The 17,211-nt window shown below is 71.2% G+C and carries 17 protein-coding genes; 10 read left to right on the top strand and 7 right to left on the bottom strand.

The features are described 5' to 3' along the window. Positions 1-5: 5 nt before the first annotated feature. On the bottom strand, positions 6-575 hold the full coding sequence (locus QSK15_RS20925; RefSeq protein WP_285795850.1) for a TetR/AcrR family transcriptional regulator: 570 nt from the start codon (positions 573-575) through the stop codon (positions 6-8). An 86-nt stretch (positions 576-661) separates the two neighbouring features. On the opposite strand from QSK15_RS20925, the gene QSK15_RS20930 reads away from it, so the two are divergent. Further along, the gene (locus QSK15_RS20930; protein ID WP_285795851.1) at positions 662-1,609 is read left to right on the top strand and encodes a ketopantoate reductase family protein; all 948 of its coding nucleotides are present in this window, start codon (positions 662-664) and stop codon (positions 1,607-1,609) included. 97 nt (positions 1,610-1,706) lie between these two features. Beyond that, on the top strand, positions 1,707-2,252 hold the full coding sequence (locus tag QSK15_RS20935; protein ID WP_285795852.1) for a hypothetical protein: 546 nt from the start codon (positions 1,707-1,709) through the stop codon (positions 2,250-2,252). An 85-nt stretch (positions 2,253-2,337) separates the two neighbouring features. On the opposite strand, the gene QSK15_RS20940 is transcribed toward QSK15_RS20935, so the two are convergent. Further along, complete coding sequence (locus QSK15_RS20940; protein WP_285795853.1) at positions 2,338-2,991, bottom strand: hypothetical protein; 654 nt, start codon at positions 2,989-2,991, stop codon at positions 2,338-2,340. A 131-nt stretch (positions 2,992-3,122) separates the two neighbouring features. Here QSK15_RS20940 and QSK15_RS20945 point away from each other — a divergent pair, with 131 nt between their 5' ends. Further along, positions 3,123-4,310 carry an amidohydrolase family protein gene (locus QSK15_RS20945; protein ID WP_285796192.1) on the top strand — a complete coding sequence of 396 codons (1,188 nt, stop codon included), beginning with the start codon at positions 3,123-3,125 and terminating at the stop codon, positions 4,308-4,310. Positions 4,311-4,323: 13 nt separating this feature from the next. On the opposite strand, the gene QSK15_RS20950 is transcribed toward QSK15_RS20945, so the two are convergent. Then, positions 4,324-4,758 carry a glutaredoxin domain-containing protein gene (locus QSK15_RS20950; RefSeq protein WP_285795854.1) on the bottom strand — a complete coding sequence of 145 codons (435 nt, stop codon included), beginning with the start codon at positions 4,756-4,758 and terminating at the stop codon, positions 4,324-4,326. A 257-nt stretch (positions 4,759-5,015) separates the two neighbouring features. Here QSK15_RS20950 and QSK15_RS20955 point away from each other — a divergent pair, with 257 nt between their 5' ends. From QSK15_RS20955 to QSK15_RS20965, 3 genes are all read left to right on the top strand, one after another. Continuing rightward, entirely contained in the window at positions 5,016-6,530 is a 1,515-nt protein-coding gene (locus tag QSK15_RS20955; RefSeq protein ID WP_285795855.1) for a family 43 glycosylhydrolase, read from the top strand. 60 nt (positions 6,531-6,590) lie between these two features. After that, complete coding sequence (locus QSK15_RS20960; RefSeq protein WP_377630817.1) at positions 6,591-8,249, top strand: RICIN domain-containing protein; 1,659 nt, start codon at positions 6,591-6,593, stop codon at positions 8,247-8,249. 126 nt (positions 8,250-8,375) lie between these two features. Then, on the top strand, positions 8,376-8,900 hold the full coding sequence (locus tag QSK15_RS20965; protein WP_285795856.1) for a hypothetical protein: 525 nt from the start codon (positions 8,376-8,378) through the stop codon (positions 8,898-8,900). Between the two features lie 33 nt (positions 8,901-8,933). Here QSK15_RS20965 and QSK15_RS20970 read toward each other — a convergent pair whose 3' ends face one another. Then, positions 8,934-10,202 (bottom strand): prolyl oligopeptidase family serine peptidase, encoded by a 1,269-nt coding sequence (locus QSK15_RS20970; RefSeq protein WP_285795857.1) that lies wholly within the window; start codon positions 10,200-10,202, stop codon positions 8,934-8,936. Between the two features lie 164 nt (positions 10,203-10,366). Beyond that, positions 10,367-10,966: a hypothetical protein gene (locus tag QSK15_RS20975; protein ID WP_285795858.1), complete on the bottom strand. Its 600-nt coding sequence runs from the start codon at positions 10,964-10,966 to the stop codon at positions 10,367-10,369. On the opposite strand from QSK15_RS20975, the gene QSK15_RS20980 reads away from it, so the two are divergent. From QSK15_RS20980 to QSK15_RS20995, 4 genes are all read left to right on the top strand, one after another. Beyond that, positions 10,967-13,399 carry an ATP-binding protein gene (locus tag QSK15_RS20980; RefSeq protein ID WP_352232193.1) on the top strand — a complete coding sequence of 811 codons (2,433 nt, stop codon included), beginning with the start codon at positions 10,967-10,969 and terminating at the stop codon, positions 13,397-13,399. 75 nt (positions 13,400-13,474) lie between these two features. Then, a complete protein-coding gene (locus QSK15_RS20985; RefSeq protein WP_285795860.1) occupies positions 13,475-14,623 on the top strand; it encodes a sensor histidine kinase in 1,149 nt (382 codons plus the stop codon). Then, positions 14,620-15,282: a response regulator gene (locus QSK15_RS20990; protein ID WP_285795861.1), complete on the top strand. Its 663-nt coding sequence runs from the start codon at positions 14,620-14,622 to the stop codon at positions 15,280-15,282. Before QSK15_RS20985 ends, QSK15_RS20990 begins: the two co-directional genes overlap by 4 nt. A gap of 98 nt (positions 15,283-15,380) precedes the next feature. Beyond that, the gene (locus tag QSK15_RS20995; RefSeq protein ID WP_285795862.1) at positions 15,381-16,019 is read left to right on the top strand and encodes a DUF2306 domain-containing protein; all 639 of its coding nucleotides are present in this window, start codon (positions 15,381-15,383) and stop codon (positions 16,017-16,019) included. Here the strand turns inward: QSK15_RS20995 and QSK15_RS21000 are convergent. Together QSK15_RS21000 and pcaC are read right to left on the bottom strand one after the other, a co-directional pair. After that, a complete protein-coding gene (locus tag QSK15_RS21000) occupies positions 15,997-16,851 on the bottom strand; it encodes an IclR family transcriptional regulator (protein WP_285795863.1) in 855 nt (284 codons plus the stop codon). The genes QSK15_RS20995 and QSK15_RS21000 overlap by 23 nt on opposite strands. Next, a complete protein-coding gene (gene pcaC, locus QSK15_RS21005) occupies positions 16,848-17,198 on the bottom strand; it encodes a 4-carboxymuconolactone decarboxylase (protein WP_285795864.1) in 351 nt (116 codons plus the stop codon). The genes QSK15_RS21000 and pcaC overlap by 4 nt, the downstream gene beginning before the upstream one ends. Positions 17,199-17,211 lie beyond the last annotated feature (13 nt).

The following is a 17,211-nucleotide window of genomic DNA, read 5'->3' on the forward strand; positions in this document are numbered from 1 at the left end:
ATTGTTCAGGGTTCCCTGCGGCGCAGGCCGTTGAGGACGAGGGTGACGACGCCGTCGGCGTCGGTGCGGAAGCTCGGGTGGTCGTAGGCCGCACAGATGCCGTGCAGGGTCATCATGACGGCGCCAGCGCCCACGTCGTCGCGGATGGCTCCGGTCTTGACGGCGGCGGCCAGGAGATCGGCGACGACCTGGCCCAGGGCTTGGGCGCCCTCCGCCAGCGCGCCGGACTGGGTGGCCATCAGCGTCGCGAGGGTGCGGGCGAGGCCCTCGTGGTGGTGCAGGTGGTCCACGAAACCGCGCAGGAAGGATTCCAGCGCCTGGTCGGCCGGGAGGGTGGCCTGCATCTCGTGGGCGCGCTCACACATGGCGGTGAGTTCTTCACGGTAGACCGCTTCGGCCAGCGCTTCCCGGGTCGGGAAGTGCCGGTAGAGCGTGCCGGTGCCCACGCCGGCAAGTTTGGCGAAGTCGTCGAAGCGCAGGTCGAAGCGGCCGTCGGCGAAAAGCTCGCGAGCCTTGGCAATCAGGGCGTCGCGGTTGCGGCGGGCGTCGGCGCGCAGTGGCTTGGCATCGGTCACGTGGAGCCCCAGGGTTGACAAGTGGAGACTGTCTCCATATTTTTGGAAACGGAGATTGCCTCCAATTATAGGGTACGAGGTGCCAGGTGAAGATTCTGATGTTCGGTCGCGGCGTGATCGGCGCGGTGTACGGGTGGGCCCTGGAACAGGCCGGGCACCACGTCGAGTTCTACGTCCGGCCGGGACGGGCCGCGGCGTACGGCGATGCGATCGATCTTGATCTGCTGGACGCGCGCCGACGGCCGTGGGGCAAGCGGGTCGCCGAGAGGTGGCCGGTGCGCTATCGCGAGTCCCTGGAGCCGGACCACGACTTCGATCTGATCGTGCTGAGCGTGCAGCACTACAGCTTCGCGGAGGCCGCCGCCTTCCTGGGACCACGCGTGGGCCGAGCCACAGTGCTCGTCTTCAACAACCTGTGGGTCGAACCGCTGGCCGCGACAGCGCACCTTCCCGCCGATCAGGTGGCCTGGGGTTTCCCCGGGGCCGGCGGCGGTTTCGGCGACGACGGCGTGCTTCGGGGGAGTCTCCTGCCCGTGGTCACCTTCGGCACCCTCGGTGGGGCACCGACCGAACGGGAGCGGGCCGTGCGCCAGGTGTTTCGCAAGGCGGGGTTCAGGCTCCGGGAAAACCCGGACTTCCGTGGCTGGCTGTCGATCCACTTCGCGCAGAACGCCGGCCTGCACACCCAGAGCCTGAAGCTGGGCTCGTTGTCCAAGCTGACGACCAGCACCATGCGCGAGGCGATCCTCGCCATCCGCGAACTCCTCCCGCTCGTCGAGGCCCGTGGCGTCGACCTGCGGCGACACCGCAGCGACCTGTTGCCCTTCACGGCACCGGTCTGGCTGGCAGCGCCGGCACTCGCCTGGCTGTTCGGGCACTTCCCGCCGATGCGCGTGGTGATGGCGGCGCACGCCAACCCCGAGGAACTGCGCGCGGTCTGCCGCGACACCCTGGCGGAGGCGCGCAGGCTGAACGTGCAGGTGCCCCGGCTGGAGGCGGCCGAGTCCTTCTTCGCCAAGGAGCGAACGATCTAGCCGGGGCCGCACCCGGGCTGCCTGTCCCCCGACAGAGGGAGCCCTTCCCCTGCTGTCGGGGAGGAGAGCGGACCCCGGAGCCGGCGATCGTTCGTCCATGACTGTTGTCGAGAAACAGACCCGCACCAGATCGTCGGCGATGGCGTACCCGGCCGCCGCCCCACCTGCCTGGGCGGTCTGGGCCGCCTACGCCGTACCGCTCTGCGTCCTGCCGTCCGCGCTGTGGCGACTATCGCTGGTGGTCACCGACGACGCCGTCTCGCACTGGTACATGCTGTGCCTGTCCGCCCTGTCGATGCTGCTGGCGCTGTTGACACTCGGGCTGGTGCACGGGTGGGGACAGCGGATTCCGCACTGGATACCCCGTATCGGAGGCCGTCGCATCCCGGCGCGTCCGGTCGTACGCGTGGCGCTGACCGGCGGCTGGCTGCTCGTCGCCGTCTGCGGGTACTTCCTGCTGAACCAGAGGTTCCATTTTGTCCAGAGCGGCTGGGTGGGAATCGGGGGCGACGAACCGGCACATCCGGTCCCCGGCTGGGAGGTGTTCCGTTTCTACGCCCCACTTCTGGCGTGGGGCCCACTCGTCATAGCCGTGGCCGCCGACTACCGCCGACGCGTCGCCCGGGTGCGACCAGCGGAATAGTCCGTTCCCGGCTGTTCAGCGGCGGTGTTCCGGGCGGCCCGGCATCAGCCGACCCGCACGGGAGCACGCCGGACTCGTCGCCCGGTCAGTTGGTCGCCGGGTGATAGTCCATGCCGTCGGTCCCGGGTATCAGGCGAGCGGTGTACCTCGCACCGGCGGTGGTGTCGACGTCGTCGTCAGCCTCGAAGCCGATGATGGCGCGGGTGAACGGCACGTCGGCGTGGACGGTGACGGCGATGTCGGCCAGCCAACGGTCGAGTGGGGCGCGCCAGGTCAACGACTCGACGCCGCTGCGCTGGTCGAACGGGTACCCGCCGATCCTTCCGTCCACCCGGGCCAGCGCGCCGAGCGGCAGGTAGAGCACCAGGTTGTCGACGCTGTCGTACCTGGTCGTGTAGCTGCCGCACACCACTCGCGCGCCGGACGGCAGCGTGAGCGTCCCGCGCAGGTGCCCACCTGTCGTGAACGCTTGCGCGCCGGGAGTCATCTCGACCAGGTCAACCCCGACGCGGCACTCACGGACGTCGGCGGCCCGCCACAGAGCACCCGCGGCCCGGTCGAGTCGGGCATCATCGGCTGGCCCGAGGACCAGGATCAGCTCGTAGAACCCGCCGGCCCAGTTCTCGGAATCGATCATGTCATCGGCCGCCACCACGTCAGGATGCACCCGGCGGTCGCGCTGCTCTTCCTCGGCCTCGCCCTGCGGATCCGCGCCGTCGGCGGCGGCGTGCTGCGGCACTCGTCGGGGGATGAGATATCGCTCTGGCGAGGGAGGCGGCGCGCACGTGGCGGTGCGATGGTCAGGCCACGCCCGGTGACGAGGACGTCGCGAACGTCAGCCGGGCCCGAGCGGGGTGGGCTGAGGTGACGATGACGAAACATGCTCTCCGGGTCGCCCGGATGTTCGACGGTGAACGGCTCGTGGACGGCGGGGTGCTGGTCCTGCTCGCCGACGGGCGGATCGCCGATGTACACCGAGGCAGGGCCGAGGCGCCGGCGGGCTGGCCGGTACGCGAGGAGCCCGACGGCACGCTGCTGCCCGGCCTGGTCGACGCGCACGTGCACCTGTGCGCCGACGCCGGCCCCGACGCGCTCGGCCGGCTCGCCGAGCGTCCCGAGGCCGACCTCGACGGGGTCGTCGAGACGTCGCTGCGTAGGCACCTGGCGGCCGGCGTCACGACGGTCCGGGACCTGGGCGACCGGCGCGGCGCGGTGCTCCGGTGGCGGGGCCGGGGGATGCGGGACGACCTACCGACTGTGGTGGCGTCGGGCGCACCGCTCACCAGCGTCGGCGGGCACTGCTGGTCGTTGGGGGGCGAGGCGAGCGGCGTCGACGGGGTCCGTGATGCGGTTCGCAGGGGCGCGGCGGCCGGCGCGGACCTGCTGAAGGTGATGGCCAGCGGCGGGGTGTTCACCCCGGGGACCGACACCACGAGACCGCAGTTCACCGACGGGGAGCTGAGCGCCGCGCTGACCCAGGCCCACGAGCTGGGCCTGCCGGTGACCGCGCACGCGCACGCGCTGAGCGCTGTCGAGCAGGCGCTGCGCGTCGGGGTGGACGGCATCGAGCACTGCACCTGCGTGACCCCGTCCGGAGCCCGCGTTCCTGGCGACCTCGCGGACCGGCTGGCCAGGTCCGGGGTGGCGGTCTGCGCCACGCTCGGCACCGACCCGGCCGTGGTCACGCCACCGGAGGTGGTGGCGATGGCGGCGCGGGCCGGGCTCAGCGAGGCCGCGCTGCGCGACGGCGTTGCCACCCTGCACCGGTCCGGGGTCCGACTGGTCGCCGGTTCGGACGCGGGCCTCGGCCCGGCGAAGCCGCACGGGATCCTGCCCGAGACGCTCGTCGAGTTCGTGGACTGCGGCATTCCCGCCACCGCCGCCCTCGCCTCGGCCACCTCGGTCGGTGCGGAGGTGTGTGGCCTGGCGCGACGCAAGGGCCGCGTCGCCCCGGGGTTCGACGCCGACGTGCTGATCGTGGCGGGCGACCCGACGAGCGACATCAGGGTGCTGCGCCGCCCGCTGGCCGTGTACCGCGCCGGCCACCCGGTGGGCTGAGGGTGTCGCCGGGTCAGGACGAGCGGAGCTGCTGGCGGACCCAGGCCCGGTCGGGGTTGACCAGAGCCTGCTCGCCGAGCACGACGGTGGGCACTGTCTCGTTGCCGCCGGCCACCGTCCGGACGGCGGCGGCAGCGGCCGGGTCGTGCCAGATGTCCACCCAGTGGGCCCGGCGGGCGAGCCGGCCGAGTGAGAACCGCAGCTGAAGGCAGTAGCGACAGCCGGGACGCCAGTACACGATCGGCCGGCCGTCCACCGCGCTGGCCCGTCGCGCTTCGGCGTCGCTCACCGAGCGGGGGAAGGCCCACGGCGACAGCAACAGTGCCAACCCCAGGAAGACCACCAACTCCACCCCGCCGACGGCGGGCAGCCCGGCGCTCAGTTGGCTCACCGCCACCAGCACGCCGCAGGCCGCCATCAGGATCGTCAGAACCCACCGTCGCAGCACGCCGAGGACACTACCCGCAGGTACGGGGGCGGCCGCCGTCGCCAGGTCAGGGACTTCCACGTCTTGACATGTATCGATGTTAACGCCAACATAAGTCCGCCACCCGCCCGCAACGCCACCGTCACATTCCCGCCCTATCGGGCCTGTCCCCCGGCCCTACCCGACATCGCCGCGTGACGTCGACCGAATCGGTCACGGCGCACGGCGGGTGTTGTCCCGCGCTGGTCAATGGCCGTTTCCAAGCTCGCGGAGGACAGATGCCGCTGCCACTCGCTCCTACCGACCCCACCAACCGCCGATCCGTCCGCCACGGTCCCGCCGGCCGTCGTGACCATCGGCGACTGCGGTCGGCGCTGGCCGCGGTGTTGGTGGTGCTCGCCGTGTCGGCCGGCCTGCCCGTGGCCGGGCCGGCGCACGCCGCACCAGCCGTCGCCTACACGAACCCGTTGGTGAACCAGCGGGCCGACCCGCACATCTTCCGGCACACCGACGGCTACTACTACCTGACCGCGACGGTGCCGCAGTACGACCGGATCGTGCTGCGCCGGGCGACCACCCTTCAGGGGCTGGCGACGGCGGCGGAGACCACGATCTGGAGCCGCCACACCAGCGGAGAGATGGGCGCCCACATCTGGGCACCGGAAATCCACTTCATCAACGGCCGGTGGTACGTCTACTTCGCCGCGGGGCGGACCGATGACGTGTGGCGGATCCGGATGTACGTGCTGGAGAACGCCACCGCCAATCCGTTGACCGGCTCCTGGACCGAACGCGGCCGGATCACGACCCCCTGGGACACCTTCAGTCTGGACGCCTCGACCTTCGTCGCCAACGGGGTGCGCTATCTGACCTGGGCACAGCAGGAGCCGGGGATCTCCAACAACTCCAACGTCTACCTCGCCCGGATGGGTGCCAACCCGTGGCAGATCACCGGCACCGTGACCCGGCTCGTCGTGCCGACGTACGACTGGGAGACCCGGGGCTACCGGGTCGCCGAGGGACCGGCGGTGATCCAACGCAACGGCCGGATCTTCCTGACCTACTCGGCCAGCGCCACGGACGCCAACTACTGCCTCGGGATGCTGAGCGCCTCCGCCACCGCGAACCTGCTCGACGCCGCCTCGTGGAGCAAGAGCCCCAGCCCGGTGTTCGCCAGCAACGCGGCCACCAGCCAGTACGGCCCCGGCCACAACTCGTTCACCGTCTCCGAGGACGGGCAGAGCGACATTCTCGTCTACCACGACCGGAGCTACCGCGACATCTCCGGTGATCCGCTCAACGACCCGAACCGGCGCACCCGGCTGCAAAAGGTGTACTGGAACGCCGACGGCACCCCGAACTTCGGCATCCCGGTGCCCGACGGGGCCACCCCGGTCCGGTTGCGGTCACACGACCAGGCCAGCAGCTACATCCGGCACTACGACTACCGGGCCCGGATCGAGCCGAACGTGACCAACCTGGCCGACTCCCAGTTCCGCATCGTCACCGGCCTCGCCGGCGGCGGATCGGTGTCGCTGGAGTCGACCAACTTCCCCGGGTACTACCTGCGTCACCGGGGCTTCGCCCTGTACGTCGAGAAGAGCGACGGTTCAGCCCTGTTCGGGGCCGACGCGAGCTTCCGCCGCCAGACCGGCCTCGCCGACAGCGCTGGGATATCCCTGGAGTCGCAGAACTTCCCGGGCCGTCATGTGCGCCACCGCGGCGGACTGCTCTACGTGGAGGCGGTCAGTTCGAGCGCCGACCGCTCCTCGGCAACCTTCCACCTGGAGTAGCGCCCGCCGGCCTCGGCACCCGCCCCGTCCCACCCCGAGCCCATCCAGCCAGGAGGAGCGATGCCCTTCCCCCTCACGAGAAAACCGTCCGGCGGCGAATCGGTCCGTCGCCGACGGCGTACCGGCCTGGTGCTCACCATGATCACCACACTGGTCGGCGCGGCCGGCGCGGTTCTGGTCAGCGCACCGCCGGCAGCGGCGGCGAACGTCGACACCAACGCCTACTACGTCCTGGTCAACCGGCACAGCGGCAAGGTCCTCGACGTCCGGGACACCTCGACGGCGGACGGCGCGGTGATCCAGCAGTGGTCCCGCAACGACGGGGCGTGGCAACAGTTCCAGTTCGTCTCCTCCGGCAGCGGCTACTACCGCCTCAAGGCCCGGCACAGCGGGAAGGTCGTCGACCTGTGGGAGTGGAACACCGCCGACGGCGCTGAATACCGGCAGTGGTCAGACACCAACGGCACCAACCAGCAGTTCCAGGTCCTCGACTCCGACGGCGGTCACGTCCGGCTGGTCAACCGCCACTCCGCCAAGGTGCTGGAGGTCTGGGAGCGGTCCACGGCCGACGGCGGCCGGATCAGCCAGTACACCGACCTCAACGGCACGAACCAGCAGTGGCAGTTGGTCGCGGTAGGCGGTGTCAGCACACCACCCACCACCGGCTGCGGCAGCGGGTCGACAAACGCCGAGGCGGTGCTGAGCGGGAACACCTGGACGGCCCGCAACGGCTCGTCGACTGTCTACTCGGGTTCGGACATGCTGTCGGCGATGCAGGCGGCGGTCAACTCGCTCTCGGCGGGTCGTACGGCGAAGCAGCGGGTGGTGGTTCGCGGCTCCGGTTCGATGACCGCCGGCTCCCGGTTGTCGCTGCCGTCGTACACCACGCTGGCCGTGTGCGGAACGATCAACGTGACCGGGTCGGGCTCGGGCGACCAGGCGCCGGTCTACTCACGCGGCACCACTGACGTCGAGGTGCAGAACCTCACGCTGACCGGCTCGCCGTTGTACGGGATCTTCATGCGCAACGTGAACAACCTGACCCTCGGGCAGATCGACATGCGGCTCTCGGCCGGTCTGGGCGTACGCATCGACAACCACGGTGGCGATCGGGCGGTCAAGGTGCGCAACATCCGCATCGACAACGTGTACGTGTCGGGCACCGGGACGCACGGGGTGGAGACGTACGGCGTGGACGGTCTCACGATCGGCACGGTCACGGCGCGCAACACCCGGGACTCCGGGCTGCTCCTCAACGACACGATCAACGCCACGGTGGGCACTGTCGACGCGCAGGGCGCCGGGACCGGCACCGGGTACGCGGCGTTCCGGATGGCCAACCGCAACGGCCGGGTGGGCAGCTCGTACCCGACCAACATCCGGGTCGGCACCGTGATCGCGTCCGGCGGCGGTCGGGGCATCTTCTGCGTCTCCGAGTCCGGTGGCGCGGTCATCGACCGGGTGACGATCTCGAACACCGGGAACAACTCGATCCTGGTGGAGAACTGCTACAACGTCGTCATCGCCGGAGTGTCCGGGACGGTGACGGGCGGTGGCGAGGTGCGGATCGCCTCGCGATCGGAGTTCCCGATCTCCTCCGGCATCCGCTTCCAGAACCTGACCGTCACCAACACCAACATCACCCAGAACCCCTGCGGCGGGGCGAACAACACGATCAGCAACGTCACCCGGATCAACTCGACGTTGACCTGGTGCTGACCCGATGACGAGCGGCCGCCCGACCCCGGGCGGCCGCTCACCCCGTCACGGGGATCGTGGCTGGTGCGCCGCGCCGCACCGGGCGCGGGGTTTCGCCGGCCGGCGCTCGCGGGTAGCGGGTGGCCCATGAACCGCAATCTCGTCAAGGCACTGCAGGTGGCATGGGAGCTGCCGGAGTTCCGCACCGGCCTGCGACACGTCGTCGACCTCGACGAGGTCGCGGGACTGCTTGCCACCCTCACCGTCCCGGACCACGACCACGAGGTGGAACGCAGCCTGCTCCGGCTGCTGCGGTCGGCCCTGGACACCGTGCAGATCCGGGAAGCGGTGTTGTTGCTGCTGGAGCAGGACGAGGTGCGCCGGCCACTCGTCGCGGCGGCGGTGGAGCCGCTCGCGGACCGGCCGGGTCAGGCCGCGGCCATCGCGTCGGCGGCCGAGGATCCCGACGTACGGCGTGAGGTGCGGGCGGTGTTGGCGAGCGCCAAGGTGCGCGAGCTGATCTGGCAGGCGGTCGAGAACCAGGTGAGCGACAACCGGTTCGGCCTGATCCGCCGGGCGGCGGTGCTGGTGGTGTGGCACCCACGCGTGCGGCGTCTCGTCTGGGCGCTGCGTCGACACGGGGTGTTGCGCGAGCTGCGCCGCAAGCGGTGATCAACGCGGGCCGATGCAGCAACAGGGCACGGATCACCGACGACGACGGGCCATCCACTGCCAGATGTGGGTGCCGTTGCGGCTCGGGTCGTTACGGGCCACGTAGATCCAGGACCAGTGCCCGGGGAACTGGTAACCGTTCCACACCACGTGGTCGTACAGGGTGATCAGCGACCCCGGGATGAGGTCGTGCGCGTGGATCGTGTTGGTCTCGGGCGGCACGGTGTCGTCGTCGCGTGACGTGACCAGCCAGGTCGGCGTGCGGATCCCGGCCAGCTCCGCGTCGGTGAGCAACGGGGGGCCCTCCCCGTCGAGCGGTTCGACGACACCGCAGATCGGCACCGACGCGGCGAACAGGTCGGGGTAGGTCGAGGTCATCTCGAGCGACATGTAGCCGCCGTTGCTGCAACCGACCACGTAGATCCGGTCGGGGTCGACCCGCCTGCGGCGTACCAGGTCCTGGACGATCTCGCGGATCAGCGGGGCGAACCGGGGGCCGTCCTCCATCCAGTAGGAGGTGCTCTGCGGGGCGACGACGTACGCGCCGGAGAAGATCTGCTGTGCCTGCGGGGTCGCGAAGCCGAGCGCTCCACGGTTGGCCCGCAGTGTGGTCTCGTTGTCGTAGTAGTCGTCGGGCAGCGAAGCACCCTCACCGCCGCCGTGCAGCCAGACGATCAGTGGCCGTCGACCGCCGCGGGGCGAGTGGTCGGGAGAGTACAGCCGGTACTTCAGGCCGGAGCCCGAGACGTGGTAGCTGAAGGCGTCCACCTCGGGGTTCGACAGCCCAGCCTGCACGAAGCGGCCGATGGTGAGCGGCGAGCCGTGGCGCCGGACGATCGGCGTGTTCTGGGTGATGGTGTAGACGAGGTCCAGCTGGACGTTGCGGCCCCTGCTCAGGATGTACCCGAGGGTGCCGCCGCCGGGTTGACCCTCGCCGTGGCTCAACTCCAGCACGATGTTGCCGCGCCGGTCGAGCCGGGCCGCGGTCACCGTCCGGTCCAGGTCGTACTCGCTGAAGATCTGATCGCCGGGAGCGATCGGGATCGGGCTGGTGGCCTTGGCGTGCACGGTGAACGCGGCGGGGGTCAGCCCGGCCGGGTCGATCGGCCCGAGTCGGCTGGTGTCGAGGGTGACCGAGGTGACCTGCTCGCCGCCGTCGAGGGTTGTCGCGTCGAGGGTGAAGCTCACGCTGGTGCGATGGTGGCCGTCGGGGTGGGCGGCGGCGAGGCCGGGCAGGGCCAGGCCGATGGCGGCGCCGGCCCCACCGGCCAGCACGGTGCGACGAGTGACAGGCGTGGACATGCGGGCCCCCGTACCTAGCTATGTCGACAGGCGTCGATGGCATCTCAACGTAACGCTGCGGAGATCTACTGGCAACCGGTGCCGGCACGAGCGATCAGGGCGTCCCACGAGCTGCCTGGGAGACGCCCCGATCAATCATGGGAGCAACGACGCCCCCGACACCGTCAGCTCAGACGCTCGAATACGGAGAACGGGTAGACCCAGGCCGGATTGAAGATGAGGCCCAGTCGGTGCAGATACCGCTGGCAGGTGGACGGCTGCGCGGGGACGGTGCAGAAGGTCACCCACAGCTCGGAGTAGCCATCCTTCTCGGTCGGGCTGAGGTGGACGATCTCGTCGCGCACCACGAACTGCATCGAGGTCAACCGGGGGTCCTGCACGCCGTTGGGGAAGTCGAGGGAGGTGTCCAGGCCGTACAGCACGATCTCGTTGGGGAACAGGCAGACGCTCGCCTGGAAGTACAGCTCGTAGATGGTGGTGTAGGTGGCGGTCTCGTAGACCTCCTCGGAGACCTCCTCCCGGTAGCAGGGGGTGTCCGGCGGGAACGCGGGCGGCGTGGGCACCCGGATCGCGTTTGTCGTGATGTCACCTGTGGTGCGGGCCGCCTTGCCCGACGATGTCGCCCGCAGGCCGCCGTCGGCGCAGGCCGCCTTCGTCGTGCAGATGGTCGCGTCGGGCGCCGCCGACGCGGCCGCCGCCGGCACGGTGAGCGTCGCCGCGAGCACGGTCAGGGCCAGGACCAGAGGCTTGAGATGTACGGACACATGACCTCCATTGGTTCGATCAGTGCGCTCTGCACCCGAGCAGGATCGCCGATCCGGCCGAGCCTCTGGCCGCGATTCCGTACACCGCCGTACACTGACGGACGTCGATGGTCGACTGTGGGGGGTAGGGCGCTGGATGCCGCGGGGGCGCGAACGTCTGACGACCTCGCTGGGTTGTTGCGGGCGTTACGGCGCAGGCACGCACGTCAACAGGGCGACGGTGAGCTGACCTATCGGGAGCTGGCCGCCCGCACCGGCTGGTCACACACCGCGATCGCGGAATATCTCACCGGAAAGACGCTGCCGCCCACCGACCGGCTCGACGCTCTGGTCCGGCTCCTCGGTGCCACGCCGGCCGAGCAGGGCGCGCTGGCCACCGCCCGGGACCGGATCGAGGAGAGCCGCCGCCGCGCGCCGCGGGCACCCGACCGGATGGTGCCCCGACAGTTGCCCGCCGACGTGGCCAGCCTCGCCGGCCGTGACGACGAGTTGGCCCTTCTCGACAAGCTCGTCGCCGCGCCCACCGCCGTGGTGGTCGCCGCGATCTCGGGCACCGCCGGGGTGGGCAAGACCGCGCTGGCCGTGCACTGGGCGCATCGCGTCGCCGACCGGTTCGACGACGGTCAGCTCTACGTCAACCTGCGCGGCTTCGACCCGCGCGTGCAGGCGCTGAGCCCGGCGAAGGCGCTGCACGGCTTCCTGGACGCGCTCGGGGTACCGGCTGCCCGGGTGCCCGCCGACCTCGACGCCCAGGCCGCGCTGTACCGCAGCGCGCTGGCCGGCAAACGGGTCCTCATCGTGCTGGACAACGCCCGGGACGCCGAACAGGTCCGTCCGCTGCTGCCCGGTACACCCACCACCATGGTCCTGGTGACGAGCCGCAACCAACTCACCTCTCTGGTCGGCCTCGACAGCGCGCACCCGATCCCGCTCGGCCTGCTCAGCCGCGACGCGGCCAGTCACCTGCTCACCAATCGGCTCGGTGCCGAGCGGGTGGCCGCCGAGCCGGAGGCCGCCGGGGCGATCATCGCCGCGTGCGCCCGCCTACCGCTGGCGTTGTGCATCGCGGCCGCCAGAGTCCAGCAGTCCGGCTTCCCGCTGGCCACCCTCGCGACGGAGCTGGGGACGGCCGGTCAGCGGTTCGGCGTACTGGACGCAGGCGACGCGGTCGGTGAGGTGCGGACGGTGTTCTCCTGGTCGTACACCGCGCTCACGCCGCCAGCGGCCGGCCTGTTCCGGCTGCTGGGCCTGCACCCCGGCCCGGACATCACGGTGGCTGCGGCGGCGAGCCTGGCCGGTCTTGCGGCGGATGGAACCCGCCGGCTGCTGACCGAGCTGACCCGTGCGAACCTGCTGGCCGAGTACCGGCCCGGCCGGTTCACGGCGCACGACCTGTTGCGGGCGTACGCCGCCGAACTCAGCGACGGCACCGATCCCGAGCCGGGCCGCCGGGCCGCCACGACCCGGCTTCTCGATCACTACGCCCACACCGCCCACGCCGCGGACGCTCTGCTGCGCCCGCACAGCGACCCTGTCGATCACCTCATGACCCCGCCCGCGGCCGGTGTGCATCCTGAGCGGCCCACCACCCACGCGGAGGCGATGGCGTGGTTGACCGCCGAGCATCCGGTCCTGCTCGCCGCGCTCCGCCACGCCGCCGGTGCCGGGTTCGACGCGCACACCTGGCGGTTGGGGCGGGCCCTGGACACGTTCCTGGACCGGCAGGGGCACTGGCAGGACCGCGTCGAGACCTGCCGGGCGGCGCTGCTCGCCGCCGAGCGTCTCGGTGACCCGGTCGCCCAGGCGGTCGCGCACCGCTTCCTCGCCGGCGCCCACACCGTGGTGAACCAGTTCGCCGACGCGCAGGGCCACCTCGAGAATGCCCTCGACCTGTACGTCCGGGGTGGAGACGCCGAGGGCGAGGCGCGTACGCACCAGAACCTCGCCTCGCTGTGGGACCGGCAGGGCGAACCCCGCAAGGCCCTTGAGCACTCGCAGCGGACCCTCGTCCTGGCCCAGGCCGCGGGTCACCGCAGGGCCCAGGCCGACGCGCTCAATGCGGTCGGCTGGTGTCATGCCCAGCTCGGCGACCACCTCGGGGCGTTGGCGTACTGCGAGCAGGCGCTCGAACTCCTCCAGCAGCTCGACGACCGCGCCGGCGAGGCCGCCACCTGGGACAGTCTCGGCTTCGCCCACCATCACCTCGGCCAGTACGGCCGTGCCGTGGAGTGCTACGAGCGCACGCTTGAGCTGACCCGCGATCTCGGCGACCTCTGGGGTGAGGCGGACACCCTCAGCCGGCTCGGCGACACCCGCCACGCCCTCGGCGACCCCGCCTCCGGCCGGGCCGACTGGCAGCGGGCACTTGACATCTTCACGACCCTCAATCACCCGGACGCCGCCGCCGTCCGCGCCAAACTCCGACCCGCGTGATCGGTACCACCGACCGCGACCGAACCACCCGGGTCGTACTTTGGGACGATCTGGAGTCGCACCACCATTCGTACGATGGATCCCATGCACCCTCGCCTGCACGCGGTGTTGGCCGAGCCGCGTGTCTCACCCGCCCCGTCCCGGCTGTGGCGCGACTGGGCGGTGATCGCGGTCCTGACACCGGCGATGCTGGTGGAAGGCATTCTCCGGCCCGACCTGCCGTGGCGGGTGGGCTGCGTCGTCGTCGCGCTCGCGCTGCTGCCCACCATCCTCTGGCGACGGACCAGGCCGCTCGCGATGGTGGTGATCGCGTTCGGCGGCACGACGGTCGCCCCGTTCGTGCTGCCCGGCGATCCCTGTCAGCTGTTCACGGCGAGTTTCCTGGTCCTGCTGGTCTACGCGCTGTTGCGCTGGGGCTCCGGTCGCGACGCCGTGATCGGGTCGTTCTTCGTGGTGGCGAAGGTGACCGCCGCCGGAGTGCTCGGCTCGATCGACGGCGGGGAACTGGTCGCCGGCTTCGCGGTGATGTTCGCCGCCGCCACGCTGGGTGTCGCGATCCGCTTCCGGGCCGCCGCCCGGCTGCGCGAGCTCGATCGGGTGAAGCTGTTGGAGCGGGAACGACTCGCCCGCGACCTGCACGACACGGTGGCCCACCACGTGTCGGCGATGGCGATCCGCGCCCAGGCCGGCATCGCCGTGTCGGCGAGCGAGCCACACGCCGCCGTCGAGGCGCTGCGCACCATCGAGGCCGAGGCGTCGCGTGCGCTCGCCGAGATGCGCGCGATGGTCCGCGTCCTGCGCCACGACCAGCCCGCCGACCGGGAGCCAAACCCGCAGGTCGCCGACATCGGGCGGCTCGCCGGCCAGTTCCGCACCGGGCCGAGCGTCGAGGTGGACCTGCGCGGCGACCTCAACGACCTTGCGCCCGGTGTCGGCTCCGCGCTCTACCGCCTGGCCCAGGAGTCGGTCACCAACGCCCGTCGCCACGCCCGGCACGCCACCCGCATCGAGGTCAGCGTCGCGGCCGACGACACGTCGGTGCGGCTGCGGGTCAGCGATGACGGCGAGGCCGGGGCCGCCGGGCCGACCGGCTCGCCCGGTTTCGGCCTGACGGGCATGAAGGAACGCGCCGACCTGCTCGGCGGCACCTGCCAGGCCGGGCCCAATCCCGACCGTGGCTGGACGGTCACGGCGGTGCTCCCGCGCCAGGGGGTCGGGGCGTGACGGTTCGCGTGCTCGTGGCGGACGACCAGGAGATCGTCCGCACCGGCCTCACCATCATCCTGAACACTCAGCCCGGCATCGAGGTCGTCGGCGGCGCGGGCGACGGCCGACAGGCGGTCGAGCTCGCCCGGCGGCTGCGCCCCGACGTGTGTCTCTTCGACATCCGCATGCCCGGCATGGACGGCATCGAGGCCACCCGGGCGCTCGCCGGCCCGTCGGTCCCCCAGCCGCTCGCGGTGGTCGTCATCACCACCTTCGACCTCGACGAGTACGTGTACGCGGCGCTGCGGGCCGGCGCCCGCGGCTTCCTGCTCAAGGAGGCCGGTCCCGACCTGCTCAGCCAGGCCGTGCACGCGGCGGCCAACGGGGACGCGCTGATCGCGCCGAGCGTCACCACCCGGCTGTTGAAGGCGTTCGCCGACGCGGACCCGGCCGCGCCGCGCCAGCAGCCCGTCGACGCGCTCACCGACCGGGAGGAGCAGGTCCTGGTCGCCGTCGCGCGGGGACGCACCAACCAGGAGATCGCCGCGGAGCTGCACATCACGTTGAGCACCGTCAAGTCGCACGTGACCAGCCTGATGACCAAGCTGGGGGTGCGTAACCGGGTCGAGGTGGCGATGTGGGCGTACGAGACCAACCGCGGCCGGCGGCACTGGTGAGCGACGGAGGTACGACGGCGACGTCCGACCATGGGCCGACCGGATCGCGGCCCATGTGCCGATGAGCGAGGGCGGGTGCGGCGCCCACCATCGGTGGCATGACGATACGAGAGTGGCGGTTACCGGCCGCGTTGATCCTGCTGGGCCTGATCCCGATGGTCGCCGGAGCGGGACGGCTCACCGAGTTGGGCACCGGGCCGGAGGTCACCCCGGAGAACGCCCGCTTCGTCGCCGATCCACTGCCGGTGGTGCTGCACATCGTCGGCGCGGTGGTCTACACGATCCTGGGCGCGTTCCAGTTCGTACCCCGGCTGCGCCGCCACCGTTGGCACCGCCGCGCCGGTCGGGTGCTCGTGCCGTGCGGGCTGACTGTCGCGTTCACCGGCATGTGGATGGCCGTCGGGTACGACCTGCCCGCCCACGACAACGACGTGCTCGCCGGTATGCGACTCGTCTTCGGCTCGGTCATGGCCGGTGCGATCCTGCTCGGTCTCGCCGCCGTGCTCCGCCGGGACATCGACCGGCACCGCAGGTGGATGGTGCGCGGCTACGCGATCGGGCTGGGCGCCGGCACCCAGGCGTTCACCCACGCGCCGTACCTCATCGCGGTCGGCGACCAGCCCGACGGGAACGTCCGGGCCGGCCTGGTGGTCGCCGGCTGGCTGATCAACCTTGCGGTGGCCGAGTGGTACCTGCGGCGTCCGGCCGCCGTCGTCAGCGCGGTGGCAGTGCGCTGAGCTGAACCCGAGCGGCGGGCGGATCGGCGTCGGCAGTCGGTGTGCGGCTCAGACCGCCACGGATGTCCTCCTCGATCCGCTTCGCGGCGGCCAGCAACGGCGGGAGCAGCTCCCGGCGGATCATCTCGAAGGACCCCCGGGTGGCGTGCGCGGAGACGTTCACCGCCGCGATCACCGACCCGTTCTCGCCGTGGATCGGCGCGGCCACCGAGCGCAGCCCCTCCTCCAACTCCTGGTCGACGATCGCGTACCCCTGGGCGGCGATCTTCGTGAGGACGGCGCGCAGCTTGGCCGGGTCGGTGACGGTGCGCCGGGTCAGCGGACGCAGCTGGGCCGTGGCGAGGTAGTCGTCGAGCCAGTCCGCCGGTTGCGCGGCGAGCAGCACCCGGCCCATGGAGGTGGCGTACGCGGGGAACCGGGTGCCGACGCTGATCCCCACCGTCATGATCCGTTTGGTGGGCACGCGGGCGATGTAGACCACCTCGTCGCCGTCGAGCACCGACACCGAGCAGGACTCGTGCACCCGCGCGACCAGCGCCTCCATGTGCCGCTGCGCGACCTCGGGCAGGGTGAGGCTGGACAGGTACGCGTAGCCGAGTTCGAGGATCCGGGCCCGCAGCGAGAAGAGCCGGCCGTCGGTGTGCACGTAGCCCAGCTCGACCAGGGTGAGCAGGAACCGGCGCGCGGCGGCCCGGGTCAACCCGGTCCTCCTGGCCACCTCGCTGAGGGTGAGCTGCGGATGGTCGCCGTCGAACGCGCGGATCACCGCGAGGCCGCGCTCCAGCGACTGAACGAACTCCGGCGACCTGGTCGCCTCCTCGCTCACGCTCACCCGGCCTCCTGCCGCAGGGTCTCCCGGGCCACCCTGAACGCCCGGTTCGCCGCCGGTACACCAGCGTAGACGCCGACCTGGAGCAGGACCTCCGCCACCTCCTGCGGGCTCAACCCGTTGCGCAGTGCGGCCCGGACATGCATCGCCAACTCGTCGTCGTGGTGCAGGGTGGCGAGCACGGCGAGGGTGATGCAACTACGGGTACGCCGGTCGAGGCCGGGCCGGCTCCACACCTCGCCCCACGCGTAGCGGGTGATGAAGTCCTGGAAGTCGGCGGTGAATTCGTCAGTGCCGGCGACCGCGCGGTCCACGTGCGCGTCGCCCAGCACCTGTCGACGCACCGTCATGCCCGCATCGTGC

Source organism: Micromonospora sp. NBRC 107095, assembly GCF_030269705.1.
Taxonomy (GTDB): Bacteria; Actinomycetota; Actinomycetes; order Mycobacteriales; family Micromonosporaceae; genus Micromonospora; species Micromonospora parva.